The following is an 18,363-nucleotide window of genomic DNA, read 5'->3' on the forward strand; positions in this document are numbered from 1 at the left end:
CAGGACCGGCTCGACAGCCTGCAGTGGGTTATCGGCTCGATACTCTCCAACATCGACAGCGTTCCGACCTGACCGACACCCAGCCTCGCGTCGCGTCCGTCGAGGACGGCGGCGCCACAGACCCCGCGATCCGTTTCGTTGTCCTGTCCCTCCTGGCGGTCGATGGGGTTCTGTCCGCACTAGCCGGGGCCCTGCTGCTGCCTTTCTATATCGGGACGGTTCCGTTTCCCCTCAGCGGATTGATTTCCGGGCTGGTCAACGCGGCCCTGGTGTGGGCCGCGGGGCGGTGGACCCGGTCACCCCGGTTGGCGGCGCTGCCGCTGTGGACGTGGTTGCTGACGGTGGCGGTGATCAGCATGGGCGGACCGGCCGACGACGTCATCCTGGGTGGTCGCGGCCTGATGGCCTACGGGGCCCTGCTGCTGTTGGTGCTCGGCGTCGTGCCGCCGGTCTGGGTGCTGTGGCGGCGCGGCCGCGGCGGTTGATCTCGGCCTGTGGCGAGTGGACATTTCGGCCGGGATGTCGCCCGCTTGCGCCTACGGGCGTGGGTCTACTGTTGACTGTTGCCCATACGGGACCCGCCATGGGTGTCACGAATTCACATGTTGGGACGCACGGATGAAATTCGATCGTGGGGAAGTTACACCAAGGTGCTGTTGACTCCGGGCGAGGAGCCTACCGCTTTGCCTGATCCACAGATTCCGGCGAAGGCCAGTGCGTCGAGGGCCGACGCGTCGGCGCTGCGACGGGTATTGCGGCGGGCCCGAGATGGCGTTGCACTCAACGTCGACGAGGCGGCGCTCGCGATGACCGCGCGCGGCGCGGATCTGGCCGACCTGTGCGCGAGTGCGGCGCGGGTGCGCGACGCGGGCCTGGAGTCGGCCGGACGGCGCGGCCCCGGCGGCGGGCTGCCGATCACGTACTCCCGCAAGGTCTTTATCCCGGTCACCCATCTGTGCCGCGACACCTGTCATTACTGCACCTTCGTCACCGTGCCCGGCAAGCTGCGCGCCCAGGGCGCCGGCATGTACCTCGAACCCGACGAGATCCTCGACATCGCCCGCCGCGGCGGCGAACTCGGTTGCAAGGAAGCGCTATTCACGCTGGGGGATCGGCCGGAGGATCGGTGGCCGGAGGCGCGTGAGTGGCTCGGTCAACGGGGCTACGATTCGACGCTGTCCTACGTGCGGGCGATGGCGATCCGGGTGCTCGAGGAAACCGGGTTGTTGCCACACTTGAACCCCGGCGTGATGAGTTGGTCGGAAATGGCGCGCCTCAAGCCGGTGGCGCCGTCGATGGGCATGATGCTCGAGACGACCTCGCGGCGGCTGTTCGAGACGAAAGGGCTTGCGCACTACGGCAGCCCGGACAAAGATCCGGCGGTCCGGTTGCGCGCCTTGACCGATGCGGGCCGACTGTCGATTCCGTTCACCACCGGCCTGCTGGTCGGCATCGGCGAGACACTCGCCGAACGCGCCGACACCTTGCATGCGATCCGCAAGTCGCACAAGGAGTTCGGCCATGTGCAAGAGGTGATCGTGCAGAACTTCCGGGCCAAGGAACACACCGCCATGGCCGCGGTCCCCGACGCCGGCATCGAGGATTACCTGGCGACGGTGGCGGTGGCGCGGCTGGTGCTCGGCCCGGGGATGCGTATCCAGGCGCCGCCGAACCTGGTCTCGCGCGAGCAGTGCCTGGCGCTGGTCGGCGCCGGAGTCGACGACTGGGGCGGTGTCTCGCCGCTGACGCCCGACCACGTCAACCCGGAGCGGCCGTGGCCGGCCCTGGACGAATTGGCCGCCGTCACCGCCGAAGCCGGTTACGAGCTGGTCCAGCGGCTGACCGCGCAACCCAAATACGTGCAGGGCGGCGCGGCCTGGATCGACCCGCGGGTGTCCGGACACGTGGCGGCGCTGGCCGACCCGGCGACCGGCCTGGCCCGTGACGTCAACCCGGTCGGGTTGCCGTGGCAGGAGCCCGACGACGTCGGTTCGGTGGGCCGGGTCGACCTCAACGCGGCGATCGACAGCGAGGGCCGCAACACAGAAACCCGCAGCGATATCGACAGCGCGTTCGGCGACTGGGAATCGATCCGGGCGCACGTCCACGAGTTGGCCGCGCAGGGCGCCAAAGCGCCAGAACGCCTGGACACCGACGTGCTTGCCGCGCTGCGCTCCGCGGAACGCGACCCCGCCGGGTGCAGCGACAACGAATACCTGTCACTGGCCACCGCCGACGGTCCCGCGCTGGAAGCGGTTGCCGCACTGGCGGATTCGTTACGCCGCGACACCGTCGGTGACGACGTGACGTTCGTGGTCAACCGCAACATCAACTTCACCAACATCTGCTACACCGGCTGCCGGTTCTGCGCGTTCGCGCAGCGCAAGGGCGACGCCGACGCGTATTCGCTGTCCACCGACGAGGTCGCCGACCGCGCCTGGGAGGCGCACGTCGAGGGCGCCACCGAGGTGTGCATGCAGGGCGGCATCGACCCCGAGCTGCCGGTCACCGGCTACGCCGACCTGGTCCGGGCCGTCAAGGCGAGGGTGCCGTCGATGCACGTGCACGCGTTCTCTCCGATGGAGATCGCCAACGGTGTGACCAAGAGCGGGTTGAGCGTTCGCGACTGGCTGACCAGCCTGCGCGAGGCGGGCCTGGACACCATCCCGGGCACCGCCGCCGAAATACTGGACGACGAGGTGCGCTGGGTGCTGACCAAGGGCAAGTTGCCGACGTCGATGTGGATCGAGATCGTCACCACCGCGCACGAGGTCGGGCTGCGGTCGTCGTCGACGATGATGTACGGCCACGTCGACAGCCCGCGCCACTGGGTGGGCCATCTCAACGTGCTGCGCGACATCCAGGACCGCACCGGCGGTTTCACCGAGTTCGTGCCGCTACCGTTCGTGCACCAGAGTTCGCCGCTGTATCTGGCCGGCGCGGCCCGGCCCGGACCCACCCATCGCGACAACCGAGCCGTACACGCGCTGGCGCGAATCATGTTGCACGGCCGCATCTCCCAGATCCAGACCAGCTGGGTCAAGCTCGGTGTCGAGCGCACGCAGGTGATGCTGGGCGGCGGCGCCAACGACCTGGGCGGCACGCTGATGGAAGAAACCATCTCGCGCATGGCCGGTTCGGAACACGGGTCGGCCAAGACGGTCGCCGAGCTGACCGCGATCGCCGAGGGCATCGGGCGACCCGCGCGCCAGCGCACCACCGACTACACACCGTTGGCCGCCTGACCGCTTGCCGGCCGGGCGCGACGGGTATACCCGACACCGTGACGCGACGAGTTGACGACGACCGGTTCCCGGAGTGGCGGCCATTCGCGGATGCCGTGCAACGGCACGGCCCGGACGCCGGAACCTGGTGTGAGGCCTGGACGGTGCGCGACATCGTCGTCCATCAGGCCGGAAACGCCGAAGAGCTCGCCCGGGTGCTCGGCGGCCACCTCGCCGGCCAGCCGGTGGCCACCCGCGGGTTCGAGGAGCGCGAGGGCCCGTTGCGCGCCTTGAACGACGCGGACCTGTGGGACGCGCTGCTGGACCGAATGGCCGCCCTCGGTGACGTCGCGGAGGCGGCCGAAGGGGTGCCCGCCGACACCGACGTCGCCTGGACCGGCCGCACCATGAAGGTGCCGTGGTTCGCCGAGCACATGCGCGAAGAGCTCGTCCTGCACAGCTGGGACATCACCGGCGACGAGCCCGCGGCCCAGGCGAGGCTGGCCGAACCGTGGATGACGACGCACAGCGTGCTCGCCGTTGGCAAGCCGCTGCTGGCCAAAGGCGCCAGACAGCTGGAGGCCGGCGAGCGGATCGACGCTCGGCTGCGGGCCGAGGGCACCGACGACATCGTTCTGACGGCCGGCGCGGATCAGGTCACCATCGGGTTCGCCGAGCCGGACGGCCCGGCGACCCTGGATACCGATGCGGCCGCGCGGGTGCTGCTGCTGTGGGGGCGCAGGCCCGCCGACCCGTCACGCATTCGCAGCCGCGTCGGACCGGAAACATTGGGACGCGTGCGCCGCCTGCTCGGCGGCTACTGAACTGCTTCGTACGAAGCGATCGGCTCAGTAGTTGTTACAGGTGACCGCGACCTGGTTGATCGTGTTGTAGTACTTCTGCGCCGCCGGCATGGCCTGGATCTGCTGGGCCATCTGCTCGCGCTTGGGCGGCGGCGCCGCCAGGAAGTTGCGGATGTAGGACTGCGCCACGGGCGACGAGTTCAACTGCTGGGCAGCTGCCGGGTCGGTCGCGTTGAGCGCCGCAATCACCTGTCCGTAGTTACAGGTGGTGTTGATGATCGCGTCCGTGGGGTCGGCGGAAGCGATCCCGGCCGCGGCGGTCAACGCCACTGCCGCGCTGCCAACCGCAACGCCCAATTTGCTCAACGACACCCTCATGTGTGGACACCTTCCCCAGTTAATGCACCGCTCTTACGGCGAGAAAACTTGCCCAGCGGTTGCCGTCCTTCCGATGAGATTACCAGGCCCCGCGAGCGTGCTTGCAACGCAACAGATATCGAAGCCTACCCCGGGGCCGAGACTCTGCGCAGGTCAGCGCGTTGGTCGTGGTGTTCGCCCTTGGCGAAACGGGGGCCGCGTGCGGGCCCCGAGACTGTCAGTCTTAAATCGGTATTTCGACAGGCGCGCCAAATGGTTGACCTGTATCTGCAACGTCTAGTATCAGTAACCGAAAGCTTCACCGGAAGAGGACGGACGCGCCGGTGCGAGCTGAACAGCAGCCCACATTGAGTAGTACATGGAGGAGACGTCTGTGACGTACACGATCGCCGAACCCTGTGTCGACATCAAGGACAAGGCCTGTATCGAGGAGTGCCCGGTCGACTGCATCTACGAAGGCGCCCGGATGCTCTACATCCACCCCGACGAATGCGTCGACTGCGGCGCGTGCGAGCCGGTCTGCCCCGTCGAAGCGATCTACTACGAAGACGACGTGCCGGACCAGTGGAGCCAGTACACGCAGATCAACGCCGACTTCTTCGCCGAGCTGGGATCGCCCGGCGGCGCCGCCAAGGTCGGCATGACCGAGAACGACCCGCAGGTGGTCAAGGACCTGCCACCGCAGGGCGAAGGCGACTGAGCGACCCGGTGCCACACCAGCTCAAAAAGCGGCGGCCCGCCGTTTCGGCGTCCCTGCCGGAATTCCCCTGGGACACGCTGGCCGACGCGAAAGCGCAGGCCAGCGCCCACCCCGACGGGATCGTCGACCTCTCCGTCGGCACCCCGGTCGACCCGGTCGCCCCGGTGATCTCCGACGCGCTGGCCGGGGCCGGCGCGGCGTCGGGGTATCCGGCCACCGCGGGCACCGCCCGGCTGCGCGAAGCGGCGGTCGCAGCCCTGGCCCGGCGGTTCGGTGTGACCGGGCTGGCCGAGGCCGACGTGCTGCCGGTGATCGGCAGCAAGGAGCTCATCGCCTGGCTGCCGACCTTGTTGGGCCTGGGCTCCGCGGACATGATCGTGGTGCCCGAGCTGGCATACCCGACCTATGACGTCGGTGCGCGGCTGGCCGGGGCGCGGGTGCTGCGCGCGGATTCGCTCACCCAGCTGGGCCCGCAATCGCCGGCGCTGTACTACCTGAACTCGCCGAGCAACCCGACCGGTCGGGTCCTGGGCGTCGACCACCTGCGCAAAGTCGTCGGATGGGCCCGCGACCGGGGTTGCCTGGTGGCCTCCGACGAGTGCTACCTCGGCTTGGGCTGGGACGCCCAACCGCTGTCGATCCTGCATCCGTCGGTCTGCGACGGCGACCACACCGGGCTGCTGGCGATCCATTCCCTGTCGAAGAGCTCGTCGCTGGCCGGGTACCGCGCCGGCTTCGTCGCCGGTGATTCCGAGCTCGTCGCCGAGCTGCTCGCGGTGCGCAAGCACGCCGGGATGATGGTGCCGAGGCCGGTGCAGGCCGCCATGGTGGCCGCCCTGCAGGACGACGCGCACGAGCTGCAACAGCGGCAGCGCTACGAGCGGCGCCGGGCCGCCCTGTTGCCGGCCCTGCGCGCGGCCGGCTTCGCGGTCGACTATTCCGAAGCCGGCCTCTATCTCTGGGTCACCCGCGGCGAGTCCTGTCACGACAGCGTCGCCTGGCTGGCGCAGCGCGGCATCCTGGTGGCCCCCGGCGAGTTCTACGGCCCGCGCGGCGCACAGCATGTGCGCGTTGCCCTGACGGCCAGCGACGAGCGGATCGCTGCCGCGGTGCGCCGGCTCGCCTGACCGTCCGCAGTGCGCGCGCCGCCGCGGGCGGTCCGAACGTGCACAATGCTTCGGAGGCGTTTCACGTTCTTGAACCTCGGGTAAGGACGGTGCTTGTGACCAGTTCGACCGGCAAGCTGCGCATCCCGCTCTCGGTCGGGGACGTCGCCAGGCGTGTGTTTTTGGGAAAGCCACTGATCACCGAGGACATCGCGTCGGAGAAGTTGTCCAATGGCGTTGCGCTGGGGGCGCTTTCGCCGGACGCGGTGTCATCGGTCGCCTACGGTCCCGAGCAGATCCTGATCGAACTGTTGCCGCACGCCGGGCTGGCGGCGTTCCTCCTGTTGCTTCCGATCACCGGCGTCATCCTGCTCATCCTCGTGCTGGTGGCCGCCTCGTACCGGCAGGTGGTCATGGCCTACACCCGGGCCGGCGGCTCCTACATCGTGGCGCGCGACAACTTCGGGCCCCGCGTCGCTCAGATCGCCGCGGCGGCCCTGCTGATCGACTACGTGGTGACCGTCGCGGTGCAATCGGCGGCGGGGACGGTCGCGGTGGTCTCGGCGATCCCCGCGTTGGGTCCCTACAGCCTGGCGATCACGGTCGGCGTGGTGCTCATCATCTGCTACGCGAACCTGCGTGGATTGCGGGAAGCGGGAATGCCGTTCGCGGTGGCGACCTACTCGTTCATCGCCATGGTCGCGCTGACCATCCTGGTCGGAGTCGTCCGCGTAATCGGCGGGGGTTTACCGCTCTACGACCCGGCGCACACGGCAGGGGCCGTGTCGGTTCATCAGGGCAACGGGTTGGTGCTGGGCGCAACGATTCTGGTGTTGTTGCGCGCATTCGCCAACGGGGGTTCGTCGCTGACCGGCGTCGAGGCCATCTCCAACACGGTCGACTACTTCCGAAAGCCCCAGGGCCGCAACGCCCGTCGGGTGCTCACGGCGATGGCCTGCATACTGGGCTTCCTGCTCGCCGGGGTCGCCTACCTGGCCCACGTCACCCACGCCACCCCGTATTTGACCGAATATCCATCGGTCTTGTCGCAGATCGGTCGTGCCGTCTACGGCAACGGCGTGGTCGGTGACGTGTTCTACGTCCTGGTCCAGGCCTCGACGGCGGCCATCTTGTTCACCGGCGCGAACACCAGCTTCAACGGCTTCCCGGCCCTGGCCAGCTTCGTCGCCGAAGACCGTTTCCTGCCACGGCAGCTGACGAAACGCGGTCACCGCCTGGTGTTTTCGAACGGGATCATCACGCTCACCACGCTGTCGGTGGCGCTGCTGGTGGTGACCGGCGGCTCGGTCAACGCGCTGGTTCCCTTCTACGCGATCGGCGTGTTCACCGGATTCTCGATGGCCGGCTACGGCATGACCAAACACCACTTGACGCATCGCGAGCCGGGATGGCGGCACCGGCTGGCGATCAACCTGTCCGCCGCGATCCTGTCGACGATCGTGGTGGGCATCTTCGCGGTGGCGAAGTTCACCGAGGGCGCCTGGCTGGTGGTCGTCGTGTTCCCGCTGCTGGTGTTCGTCCTGACGCGGCTGAACCGCGAATACCGCGCCGAGGCCGCCATTCTCGAGATGTTCCGCACCGATCGCCCGGAACTGGTGAAGTACGCGCGGCACAAGGTGCTGGTGTTCGTCGACTCGGTCGACCTCGCGGTGATCGAAGCGTTGCGCTACGGCCGCGGACTGCGGGCCGACGAACTGGTTGCCGTGCACTTCATGGTCGACCCCGCCCACGCCACGCAACTGCGAAACCGTTGGGACCACTTCGGTCTCGACACACCGCTGCGGATCGTGGACTGCCCCGACCGGCGGATCAGCAGGTCGGCGCAGCTGCTGGTCGCCAAGGCGCGCGACGAGCAACCGGACACCAACGTGACGGTCCTCCTGCCGCGCCGGACATTCGCACCACTGCTGGGGCGGCTGTTGCACGACCGGACCGCGGACAAGGTCGCCCAGGCCGTCAGCCTCATCCCCGACGCCGCAGCGACGATCGTGCCCTATGACGTGGAATCGCGGATCAGGGAGGCCTACCCGGACTCGTTCGAACAGCGCATCGCGCAGCAGATCGACAAGATCCAGGCCTGGGTCTCCCAGGACGAGGACGAGAAGGTCGAGGCCTACGAACACCCCGAACGGCCGTCGTCGGTGATCATGGTGGCCGGCCTGATCTCCGGGCAGCGCGCCACCATCGAAGGACGCGTCAGCGAGGTCGAAGACGTCGCCGAACGCGGGCGAACCCGGCGAGAGATCGTCGTCGGGGACAGCAGCGGGGAGATCACCGTGACGTTCCGCCCCGGGCGCGGGGGCGCCGACATCCAGCCCGGTCAACTGTTGCGGATCAGCGGCAAGGCCCGGCAGGCCGGCCAGCGTTCCCTGTCGATGGTCGATCCGACCTATCAGATCATCGAGGATCCGGCGAAGGAGGCCGAGTCCGGGGCCCCCGAACAAGCCGACCAGTCTTAGCGTCAGTGTGAAACGCACTGCGCAGCAAGGTATTTCGAACTTTCTGTCCCGGCGCTCCCGCCCGCCGCGGCGGCCCCCTGGTGCCGCGGACGAAATTGTTTAATCCCGCTAACTGACGTGGCTCCGGTGGGTAAACTGACGCCTGCACAATTACGCCCGACCACGTGAGAAGCGATGGTGCGCCCGATGCTCACGGGTGGTCGGGCGAGAAGAGGGGACTGCGCTTTGCGTGCCGCGAACGCCACACCGGTGGCCGTCATCGGGATGGCCTGCCGACTTCCCGGGGGGATCGATTCCCCGCAGGGCCTTTGGGAAGCGTTGCTGCGCGGTGACGATTTCGTCGGCGAGATCCCCGCGGACCGGTGGGACGCGGACCTGTACTACGACCCCGAGCCCGGTGTGCCCGGCCGCTCGGTGACCCGGTGGGGGGCGTTCCTCGACGACGTCGGGGGCTTCGACTGCGACTTCTTCGGGATGACCGAGCGTGAGGCCATCGCGGTCGACCCGCAACACCGCCTGCTGCTGGAAACGTCGTGGGATGCCGTCGAGCACGCCGGCCTCGCCCCCGGGTCCCTGGCCCAGACGCAGACCGGCGTGTTCGTCGGCCTGACACACGGCGACTACGAACTCCTGTCCGCCGATTGCGGCGCCGCCGAAGGACCATACGGGTTCACCGGCACCAGCAACAGCTTCGCGTCCGGACGGGTCGCCTACGCGCTGGGGTTGCACGGTCCGGCGGTCACGGTGGACACGGCGTGCTCGTCGGGGTTGATGGCCGTCCACCAGGCGTGCGGCAGCCTGGCCGCCGGCGAAAGTGACCTCGCCCTGGCCGGTGGCGTGGTGGTGACCCTGGAACCACGCAAGTCCGTTTCGGGTTCGCTGCAAGGCATGCTCTCCCCGACCGGCCGTTGCCACGCCTTCGACGTGCGGGCCGACGGCTTCGTCTCCGGCGAGGGCTGCGTCATGCTGCTACTCAAGCCGCTCGACGATGCGCAACGCGACGGCGACCGCATCCTGGCGGTGCTGCGCGGCACGGCCGCCAACCAGGACGGCCGCACCGTGAACATCGCGGCGCCCTCGGAAACGGCCCAGGTCGCCGTTTACCGAAAGGCGTTGGGCGTGGCGGACATCGACCCGAGGACAATCGGCTACGTCGAGGCGCACGGCACCGGCACCCCGGTCGGCGACCCGATCGAGTTCTCCAGCCTGGCAGCCGTGTACGGAACCGACGGGCCCTGTGTGCTGGGGTCGGTGAAGACCAACTTCGGCCACATGCAGTCGACGTCCGGGCCACTGGGGTTGATGAAGGCGATTCTCGCGCTGCAGCACGGCGTGGTGCCGCGGAATCTGCACTTCACCCGGCTTCCCGATGAGATGGCCCGGATCGAGACGGACCTGTTTGTGCCGCAGTCGAATACGCCGTGGCCCACCGGCTCCGCTCACCCGCGCCGCGCCGCGGTGTCGTCCTATGGAATGTCGGGCACCAACGTGCACGCCATCGTGGAGCAGGCGCCGGCAGACGCCCCCGCGCGGGCACCCGATGGTCCGGACACGCCCGGACCCGTTGGGCCACAACTATTTCCGTTGTCGTCCACCTCGGCCGAGCAGTTGCGTGTCACGGCCGCCCGGCTCGCGAGTTGGGTCGACGAGCAGCGCAGCGCCGGCCCCGACCGCGACACCGGCGCCGCCCTGTGGGATCTGGGCTACACGCTATCGCGCCGCCGCGCGCACCGACCGGTACGGACGGTGGTGTGCGCGAACACCTTTGACGAGTTGAGCGCGAGGCTACGCGCAGTCTCCGACAACGATTTTCCGTACGAGCCGGCCGTGGGCCACGACGACCGCGGACCGGTGTGGGTGTTCTCCGGGCAGGGTTCGCAATGGCCGCGGATGGGCGTCGAACTGCTGGCCACCGAACCGGTGTTCGCCTCCACGATCGCCGCCATCGAGCCGTTGATCGCCGGCGAATCTGGGTTTTCGGTCACCCAGGCCATGACGGCGCCGCAGACGGTGACCGGCATCGACAGGGTCCAGCCGACGATCTTCGCCATGCAGGTCGCGCTCGCCGAGACGATGAAGTCCTACGGGGTGCGCCCCGGTGCCGTCATCGGCCATTCGCTCGGCGAAGCCGCGGCGGCCGTGGTCGCCGGCGGGTTATCGCTCGACGACGGCGTCAAGGTGATCTGCCGCCGCTCGCGGCTGATGGGGCGGGTCGCCGGCAGCGGCGCCATGGCATCGGTGGAACTGCCGGGCCAGCAAGTCCTTTCGGAACTGTCCATCCGCGGAATCTCCGACGTCGTGCTCTCGGTGGTCGCCTCGCCGACGTCGACCGTCGTCGGCGGCGAGGCCCAGGCCATCCGCGACCTGGTCGCGGCATGGCAGGAGCAGGATGTGCTGGCACGCGAGGTGGCGGTGGACGTCGCCTCGCATTCACCGCAGGTGGAGCCGATCCTCGACGAGCTGGTCGAGGCGCTCGCGGACCTGCGGCCGGCGGCCCCCGAGGTCGCGTACTACTCCGCCACCCTGTGGGACCCACGCGAACGGCCGTCCTTCAGCGCCGGCTACTGGGCCGAAAACCTGAGGCACACCGTGCGATTCGCGGCCGCCGTGCAAGCCGCCCTCAAAGACGGCTTCCGCGTCTTCGCTGAGCTGTCGCCGCATCCGCTGCTCACCCACGCTGTCGAGCAGAACGCCGCCAGCCTGGACATGCCCATCGCCGCGCTCGCGGCCATGCGCAGAAGCGAGCCGGAGGCACCACCCGCTTGCGGGGGACAGCTCCCAGTTGGCTTGCGCGGTTTGGTCGCCGACGTGCACAGCGCCGGCGCGCTGGTGGACTTCTCCGTCCAATACCCCAGTGGGCGTTTGGTGGACGCACCGCTGCCGACGTGGACGCATCGCCGGCTGTTGCTGAGCCGCGAGTCGGTGGAGCGGGCGCACGGAGCCTCGCTGCGGGCCGTCCACCCGCTGCTCGGTGCGCACGTGCATCTGCGCGAGGAGCCCGAGCGCCACGTGTGGCAAGGGGAGGTCGGCACCGACGCCCACCCGTGGCTCGCCGACCACCAAATCCACGGAGTGGCAGCGTTTCCCGGCGCTGCCTACTGCGAAATGGCGCTCGCGGCCGCCGCCGCGGCGCTCGGCGAACGCGCCGAGGTGCGCGACGTCACGTTCGAGCGGACGCTGTTGCTGGCCGACCACACGTGGGCTTCTTCAACCGCCACGATCTCCGCGCCCGGGGCCCTCGACTTCACGGTGGACACGCACGAAGAAGGCGAACGCCTCCGCCGCGCCACCGCCGTCCTGCGCGTCGCCGCCGACGATGCGGGACCCGAGCCGCCCCCACACGACCTGGACACGCTGATCGCCAATCACCCGACCCGCATGGAGGGCGCCGAGTTGCGGAAGGCCTTCGACGCCATCGGCATTCAGTACGGGCCCGCGTTCTCGGGTCTGTCCGCGGTGCTGGTCGGCGACGCGGACACCACGACGGTGCTCGCGGAAGTCGCGCTGCCGGGGGCGATCCGCTCGCAGCAGTCGGCCTACTGCTCGCACCCGGCGCTGCTCGACGCCTGCTTCCAGTCCGTGGTCGTCGCACCGGAGGTGCAACAGGCCGGCGACGGCGCTCTGCTGTTGCCGGTGGGGGTGCGCCGGCTGCGCAACCACCACTCGACGCGCAACGCGCAATACTGCCTCACCCGGGTCACCTCCTCGCGCCCCGGCGAGTGCGAGGCCGACATCGACGTGCTGGACCAATCCGGGACGGTGCTGCTGACCGTCGAGGGGCTACGGCTGGCCGGCGGCACGTCGGAACGCGAACACGCCCACCGGCTGCTCAACGAGCGGTTGTTGACCATCGAATGGGAGCCCCGCGAACTGCCCGAGCCGGCGCACAGCGAGCGCGGATCCTGGCTGCTGCTCAGCACGTCCGACGCCGCCGAAGGCCACGACCGCCTGGCCGCACAACTCGCCGAAGCCCTGAATACCGATGGGGCGCAATGCGCGACGGCACCCGTCGGATCGGTGGACACCGCACAGTTGCGTTCGCTGCTGACCGGTGGCGGCCGGACCGCCCCCGACGGCCACGGGCCCCTCAAGGGGCTGGCCCGCGTCGTCGTGGTGACCGCGGCCCCCGGCGACCACCCGGACGACCCCCAGGGCCGCCGGCGCGGCCGCGACTACGTGTCGCACCTGGTGACCATCGCCCGCGAACTCTCGGATCTTCCCGGGGAATCGCCGCGGTTGTTCGTGGTGACCCGTAACGCGGCGAGCGTCACAGCCGGCGACGCGCCGAACCTGGCGCAGGGCGGCCTGCGCGGACTGATGCGGGTGATCGATTCGGAGCACCCGCATCTGAGCGCCACCCAGATCGACGTCGACGACGCCACCGGCCCGGAAAAGCTTGTGCTGCAACTGAAGAGCGGCTCCGAAGAGGACGAGACCGCCTGGCGCGACGGTCACTGGTACACCGCCCGGCTGCGGCCCGGTCCGCTGCGTGCGGCCGAACGGCGCACCACCGTCGTCGACCACGAGCGTGACGGCATGCGGCTAGAGATCCGCACCCCCGGCGACCTGGAATCGCTGGAATTCACCGCGTTCGACCGGGTTCCGCCCGGACCCGGCGAGATCGAGGTGGCGGTCACCTCGTCGACCATCAACTTCGCCGACGTGCTCGTGGCGTTCGGGCGCTATCCGACGTTCGAGGGCTACCGGCAGCAATTGGGCGGCGACTTCGCCGGCGTGGTCACCGCCGTCGGGCCGGGCGTCACCGAGCACGAGGTCGGCGACCGCGTCGGCGGGGTGTCCCGGCACGGCTGCTGGGGCACCTTCGTCATCGCCGACGCGCGGCACGCGGTGACACTGCCCGCCGGGGTGCCGCTGGAAGACGCCGCCGCGGTGGCGACCGCGTCGGCGACCGCGTGGTACGGCCTGCACGACCTGGCCCGGATCGCCCCGACGGACAAGGTGCTGATCCACTCCGGCACCGGCGGCGTCGGGCAGGCGGCCATCGCGATCGCCCGGGCCGTCGGTTGTGAGATCTTCGCGACCGCGGGCAGCCCGCAGCGGCGAGAACTGTTGCGCACCATGGGCATCGAACACGTCTACGACTCGCGCAGCACGGAATTCGCCGACCAGATTCGCCGCGACACCGACGGATACGGGGTCGACGTGGTGCTCAATTCGCTGCCCGGCGCCGCGCAGCGGGCGGGCATCGAACTGCTGGCCTTGGGTGGCCGCTTCATCGAACTGGGCAAGCGCGACATCTACGGCGACAGCCGTCTGGGGCTGTTCCCGTTCCGCCGCAACCTCTCGCTGTTCGCCGTCGACCTGGCGCTGCTGACCGTCAGCCACCCGCACACCGTTCGGCGCCTGCTGACCACGGTGTACCAGCGCACCGCGGCGGGCAAGTTGCCGTTGCCGCGCTGCACCCGCTATCCGATCCACGACGCCGCCGCCGCGGTGCGCCTGGTCGCCTCCGCCGGGCACACCGGCAAGGTGGTGCTCGACGTGCCGCGCGCGGGCACCAGCGTGGCGACGGTGCCCCCGGAAAAGGTCCGGCCGTTCCGCGCCGACGGCGCCTACATCATCACGGGCGGGATCGGTGGCCTGGGCCTGTTCCTGGCCGGGAAGATGGCTTCGCGTGGCGGCGCGGCGGGCTGCGGCCGGATCGTGCTCAACTCCCGCTCGCAACCCAACGAGCAAGCGCGCCAAGCCATCGAGCGCCTCCGCGCCGCCGGGGCCGATGTCGTGGTGGAGTGCGGTGACATCGCCGAGCCGCGGACCGCCGAACGGCTGGTGGCGTGCGCGACGGCCACCGGGCTACCGGTGCGGGGGGTGCTGCATGCGGCGGCCGTCGTCGAGGACGCCACGCTGGCGAACGTCACCGATGAACTCATCGACCGGTGCTGGGCGCCAAAGGTGCACGGCGCGTGGAACCTTCATCAAGCGACCGCCTGCGAACCGCTGGATTGGTTCTGTTCCTTCTCGTCAGCCGCCGCGCTGGTGGGTTCGCCGGGGCAGGGCGCCTACGCCGCGGCCAACAGCTGGCTGGACGCGTTCGCCTATTGGCGCCGCGCTCAGGGCCTGCCGACCACCGCGATCGCGTGGGGGGCATGGTCAGAGGTCGGCCGCGCGACGTCCCTCGCCGACGGCGCCGGCATGGCGGTCAAGCCGGCCGAGGGTTTTCGCGCATTCGAGACGCTGCTGCGCTACGACCGCCCCTACTCGGGCTACGCGCCGATCATGGGCACGCCGTGGCTGACCTCTTTCGCGCAACGCAGCCGCTTCGCCGAGGCGTTCGGGTCGGTGGGGCAGGGCAATCCGGACACGGGCAAGTTCCTCGCCGAGCTGCAGGCGTTGCCGCGCGAGGAATGGCCGTCGGCGATCCGAAGGCTGGTATCCGGCCAAATCAGCCTCTTGCTGCGGCGCACAATCGATCCGGATCGCCCGCTATCCGACTATGGCCTGGATTCGCTGGGAAATCTGGAGCTGCGGACCCGCATCGAAACCGAGACGGGCGTGCGCATCAGCCCCACCAAGATCACCACCGTCCGCGGTTTGGCGGACCACCTGTGCGACGAGCTGGCCGGGTTGGAAGCGGCGCCGTCGGCGTCCTGACTCGCGGTGTCGCTACCCGCCGTACGCCGGGCGCGGCATCTTGAAGATGCGACGTCCGTTGCGTAACACCGGGACACCGGCCTGCCCCGCGGTGCGCGTCGCGGGCAGGGGTCCCGGGACGTTGGAAGGGTCCGCCGCGGACGCCGACGCTGCTCGAAACATGGTGTCCGGCAACGGTTTGAGTGCGATACCGGCGGTGGGCGCGGGATTCGCGACCGTCCAGGTCTGCGGGACGGACAGCTTGCCCACCAGTGCCGCCCGGCCCAGGCCACCCAGCACGGGACCGCGGACGCCCGCGACTTGCGGCACCGCGGGCGCGGGGATGTCCGGCACGATGGGCACCCCGCCCTCGGCGGCCTTGGCGGCCTGGATATCGGAAAGGTCTAGCCCGTAACCCAATTGCCCCCATCCCAGCAGTGTGCGGGCCCCGGCCAGAAACGTCTGTCCCGGTGTGGTGATGAGTGTGTTGAAGTCGTCGACCGAACCGATAAGGGACAGACCGGATCCGGCCGCCGGCGCCTCGCCAAGGCCGGCCGAGGAAGCGTTCGTGACCACGCCCGACGCCAGCGCCGCGCGGGCCTGACCCGCGGCCGTGCCCACGGCTTCGTTGACCGCGGCGGCCTGGGCCGATTGGTCGTGCGCATTCGTGGTGCGGGGCGGCTCGGTGAACGGCGTGAAAACGGTGGCTGCCGACGACGTTGCGGCGTAGCCGTACATGGCGGTGGCATCCTGCGCCCACATCTCGGCGTAGGCGGTCTCGGTGGCCGCGATCGCCGCGGCGTTCTGTCCGAAGAAGTTGGTCGCGATCAGGGTGAGGAGCGCAAATCGGTTGGCGGCCACCACATGTGGCGGCACCGTTGCGGCGAAGGCCGCCTCATAGGCGGCGGCGGCTGCGCGTGCCTGCGCGGCGGTCTGGCCGGCCTGGGCCGCCGTGGTGGACGCCCACGCCACATACGGTTCGACCGCGGCGGCCATTGCCGTGGCAGCATCGCCGGACCACGCGCGTCCACGCAGTTCCGAAAGCGTGGCGGAGTAGCCGGCGGCGTGGGACTCCAGTTGCGCCGCCAGCGCGTCCCACGCCGAGGCGGCGGCCGACATCGGGGCCGAGCCCGGTCCGGCATACATTCTGGCCGAGTTGATCTCGGGCGGCAGCGCCCCGAAATCAAGCATCGGCGATCCTTTCTGAACAAGCGCACACGCGGTCGCTGCAGGTCCATGCCTGCACTGAAGAGTGGAAGTGGCGGCTATCCGCCCGCGGAAGGACGCGGCATCTTGAATTGGCGTGGGGCCACCCGCAAGACGTTGTTGACCGAGGGCCGCGACAGCAGCGCCGAGGATGCCCCCGCACCCGCCGCCGGAGCCCCGCCCCACATATTGGTCGCCGGCCCTTCGTGCCATGACGGCCCACCGTCGAGCTCGGCATCCGACAGCCAATGCGACTCGGCGACGGTGGCGATCGTCGGGTTCGTCGCCGCCCAGCTCTGCGGGACCGACAGCCGCCCCACCGCGCTCGCGCTGCCCGTGCTCGCGAGGGTCGGCCCGGCGACGCCCGCCGTGCCGGTCGAGACACTCGCCGCCGCGGCGGGGGCGGCGGCTTTGGCGGCTTCGCTCGCCGCCTGCAGGTTGGCGCGGAAGGCCCCGGTGCCGAAGGTGCCCGCCGACGTGACGGTGCGGCTCATGGCGTCGCCGAGATTCACCGGCGCCGTCAGCGTGTTGAAATCGTCGACGGCGTCGAGGGCGGAGCCTGTCGAAGTGCCGCCAGAAGGTGGCGTTTCGGAGAGGTTTTGCAACTTCTGCGGCACGGTCGACATCGTCCGGGACAACGCGGCATGAGATTGCGACGCGGCCGAGCCGTTCGTGGCCTGGGCGACCGCGGCGGCTTGCCCGGGCTGGCCGTCGGCGTTGGTGGTCCGCGGAGGCTCGTGGAACTGCGTCAGCGTCGTCGCGCCCGACGACGAGGCGGCGTAGCCGTACATGGCGGCGGCATCCTGGGCCCACATCTGTTCGTAGGCGCCCTCGGTCGCCCCGATCATCGCGGTGTTCTGTCCCAGGAGGTTGCTCGCGACCAGTTGCGCCAGGAGGGTGCGGTTGGCCGTGACCAGCGCGGGCGGCACCGTCGCGCCGAAGGCCGCCTCGTAGGCGGCCGCCGCGGCCCGCGCCTGGCTGGCCGCCTGTTCGGCCTGGGCCCCCGCGGTCGCCAGCCATGCCACGTACGGGGCCGCCGCGGTGGCCATCGCGGCCGAGGCGCTGCCGGTCCAGCTCTCACCTTCCAGCTGGGCGATCACCGCGGAGTACCCGCGCGACGCGGTCTCCAGCCCGTTGGCCAGCACGTCCCAGGCGGCCGCCGCGGCGACCATCGGCGCCGAGCCGGGGCCGGCATACATTCTGGTCGAGTTGATTTCTGGTGGCAGGGCCCCGAAATCGAGCATTGGTACTTCCTCTTCGTCGGTCGGCCCCGGGAGCATTCCGCCACCAGGCGGTAGAGCCGACCGGCGGTGAACCCGGGACCGTCGCTAGCTCTCGCGGGCGACGACGGCCTCGTGCGTTGCGGCCCAGGCGCGTCGACAAGCAGGCAATGGCAAGCGAGTCAAGGGACTTGATCATCGGAATGTTAAATGAAATTTACTTGGTGTTTACGGCCGCCCCGGCGTCGCCTCGTCTGCTGCAAATTTGCCGGCGACGTTGCGGCATGTTCGCCGGATTGTCGACGATCGAGGCTCACGCGCGGTTATGACGGGCTTGCGCGTCTGGCGTCCTGGCCCTTTGGCGCCCGGGGCGGCGCGAAAGCAAATTTTTCTCTGCTTGAGTAAAACCCAACGACCCGCATTCGACGGCCAGAACCGGTTGACGCACAAGCGATCGACAGCCGGGGTCACCAGCGGGCCGAGTGTCGACGCGCTCGTCAGTTAATTGCGTCCCCGGGCCGGTGTTATAGCAAACACGGGTCGCCTCCCGCGTCACGGCGAAGACCGCGCCGGCCGGCGTCGCTCGACCCCTGGGGATTTCGTTTGCTGGCCGAACCCCGTGCGGGGACCGCGGGGGCGCGATCCCCGCCGCCAA

10 protein-coding genes are annotated in these 18,363 nt (G+C 69.6%); 7 read left to right on the forward strand and 3 right to left on the reverse strand.

Annotated elements, in window-relative coordinates:
* Positions 1-23 precede the first annotated feature (23 nt).
* The 3 genes from OCU_RS30970 (at position 24) to OCU_RS30980 (ending at position 4,048) form a co-directional block, all read left to right on the forward strand.
* Positions 24-485, forward strand: coding sequence for a hypothetical protein (locus OCU_RS30970; protein ID WP_008254516.1), 462 nt, complete (start codon positions 24-26; stop codon positions 483-485).
* Positions 486-602: 117 nt separating this feature from the next.
* Positions 603-3,245, forward strand: coding sequence for a bifunctional FO biosynthesis protein CofGH (locus OCU_RS30975; RefSeq protein ID WP_014379429.1), 2,643 nt, complete (start codon positions 603-605; stop codon positions 3,243-3,245).
* Between the two features lie 38 nt (positions 3,246-3,283).
* On the forward strand, positions 3,284-4,048 hold the full coding sequence (locus OCU_RS30980) for a maleylpyruvate isomerase N-terminal domain-containing protein (protein WP_009952345.1): 765 nt from the start codon (positions 3,284-3,286) through the stop codon (positions 4,046-4,048).
* Positions 4,049-4,072: 24 nt separating this feature from the next.
* On the opposite strand, the gene OCU_RS30985 is transcribed toward OCU_RS30980, so the two are convergent.
* Positions 4,073-4,405: a hemophore-related protein gene (locus OCU_RS30985; protein ID WP_008254522.1), complete on the reverse strand. Its 333-nt coding sequence runs from the start codon at positions 4,403-4,405 to the stop codon at positions 4,073-4,075.
* A 373-nt stretch (positions 4,406-4,778) separates the two neighbouring features.
* On the opposite strand from OCU_RS30985, the gene fdxA reads away from it, so the two are divergent.
* From fdxA to pks2, 4 genes are all read left to right on the forward strand, one after another.
* Positions 4,779-5,105 carry a ferredoxin gene (gene fdxA / locus OCU_RS30990; RefSeq protein WP_007773662.1) on the forward strand — a complete coding sequence of 109 codons (327 nt, stop codon included), beginning with the start codon at positions 4,779-4,781 and terminating at the stop codon, positions 5,103-5,105.
* A gap of 8 nt (positions 5,106-5,113) precedes the next feature.
* Complete coding sequence (dapC, locus tag OCU_RS30995; protein WP_014379431.1) at positions 5,114-6,232, forward strand: succinyldiaminopimelate transaminase; 1,119 nt, start codon at positions 5,114-5,116, stop codon at positions 6,230-6,232.
* A gap of 95 nt (positions 6,233-6,327) precedes the next feature.
* Entirely contained in the window at positions 6,328-8,691 is a 2,364-nt protein-coding gene (locus OCU_RS31000; RefSeq protein ID WP_014379432.1) for an APC family permease, read from the forward strand.
* Positions 8,692-8,916: 225 nt separating this feature from the next.
* Complete coding sequence (gene pks2 / locus OCU_RS31005) at positions 8,917-15,303, forward strand: sulfolipid-1 biosynthesis phthioceranic/hydroxyphthioceranic acid synthase (protein WP_041787037.1); 6,387 nt, start codon at positions 8,917-8,919, stop codon at positions 15,301-15,303.
* A gap of 12 nt (positions 15,304-15,315) precedes the next feature.
* Here pks2 and OCU_RS31010 read toward each other — a convergent pair whose 3' ends face one another.
* Positions 15,316-16,473: a PPE family protein gene (locus tag OCU_RS31010; RefSeq protein WP_014379434.1), complete on the reverse strand. Its 1,158-nt coding sequence runs from the start codon at positions 16,471-16,473 to the stop codon at positions 15,316-15,318.
* 74 nt (positions 16,474-16,547) lie between these two features.
* The gene (locus tag OCU_RS31015) at positions 16,548-17,732 is read right to left on the reverse strand and encodes a PPE family protein (RefSeq protein WP_014379435.1); all 1,185 of its coding nucleotides are present in this window, start codon (positions 17,730-17,732) and stop codon (positions 16,548-16,550) included.
* Positions 17,733-18,363 lie beyond the last annotated feature (631 nt).

The organism is Mycobacterium intracellulare ATCC 13950 (assembly GCF_000277125.1).
GTDB classification, from domain to species: Bacteria; Actinomycetota; Actinomycetes; order Mycobacteriales; family Mycobacteriaceae; genus Mycobacterium; species Mycobacterium intracellulare.

Coding starts and splice junctions, on each gene's coding strand:
- OCU_RS30975 (WP_014379429.1), top strand. CDS start 603: ATGTTGGGACGCACGGATGAAATTCGATCGTGGGGAAGTTACACCAAG.
- OCU_RS30985 (WP_008254522.1), bottom strand. CDS start 4,405: ATGAGGGTGTCGTTGAGCAAATTGGGCGTTGCGGTTGGCAGCGCGGCA.
- OCU_RS31010 (WP_014379434.1), bottom strand. CDS start 16,473: ATGCTTGATTTCGGGGCGCTGCCGCCCGAGATCAACTCGGCCAGAATG.
- OCU_RS31015 (WP_014379435.1), bottom strand. CDS start 17,732: ATGCTCGATTTCGGGGCCCTGCCACCAGAAATCAACTCGACCAGAATG.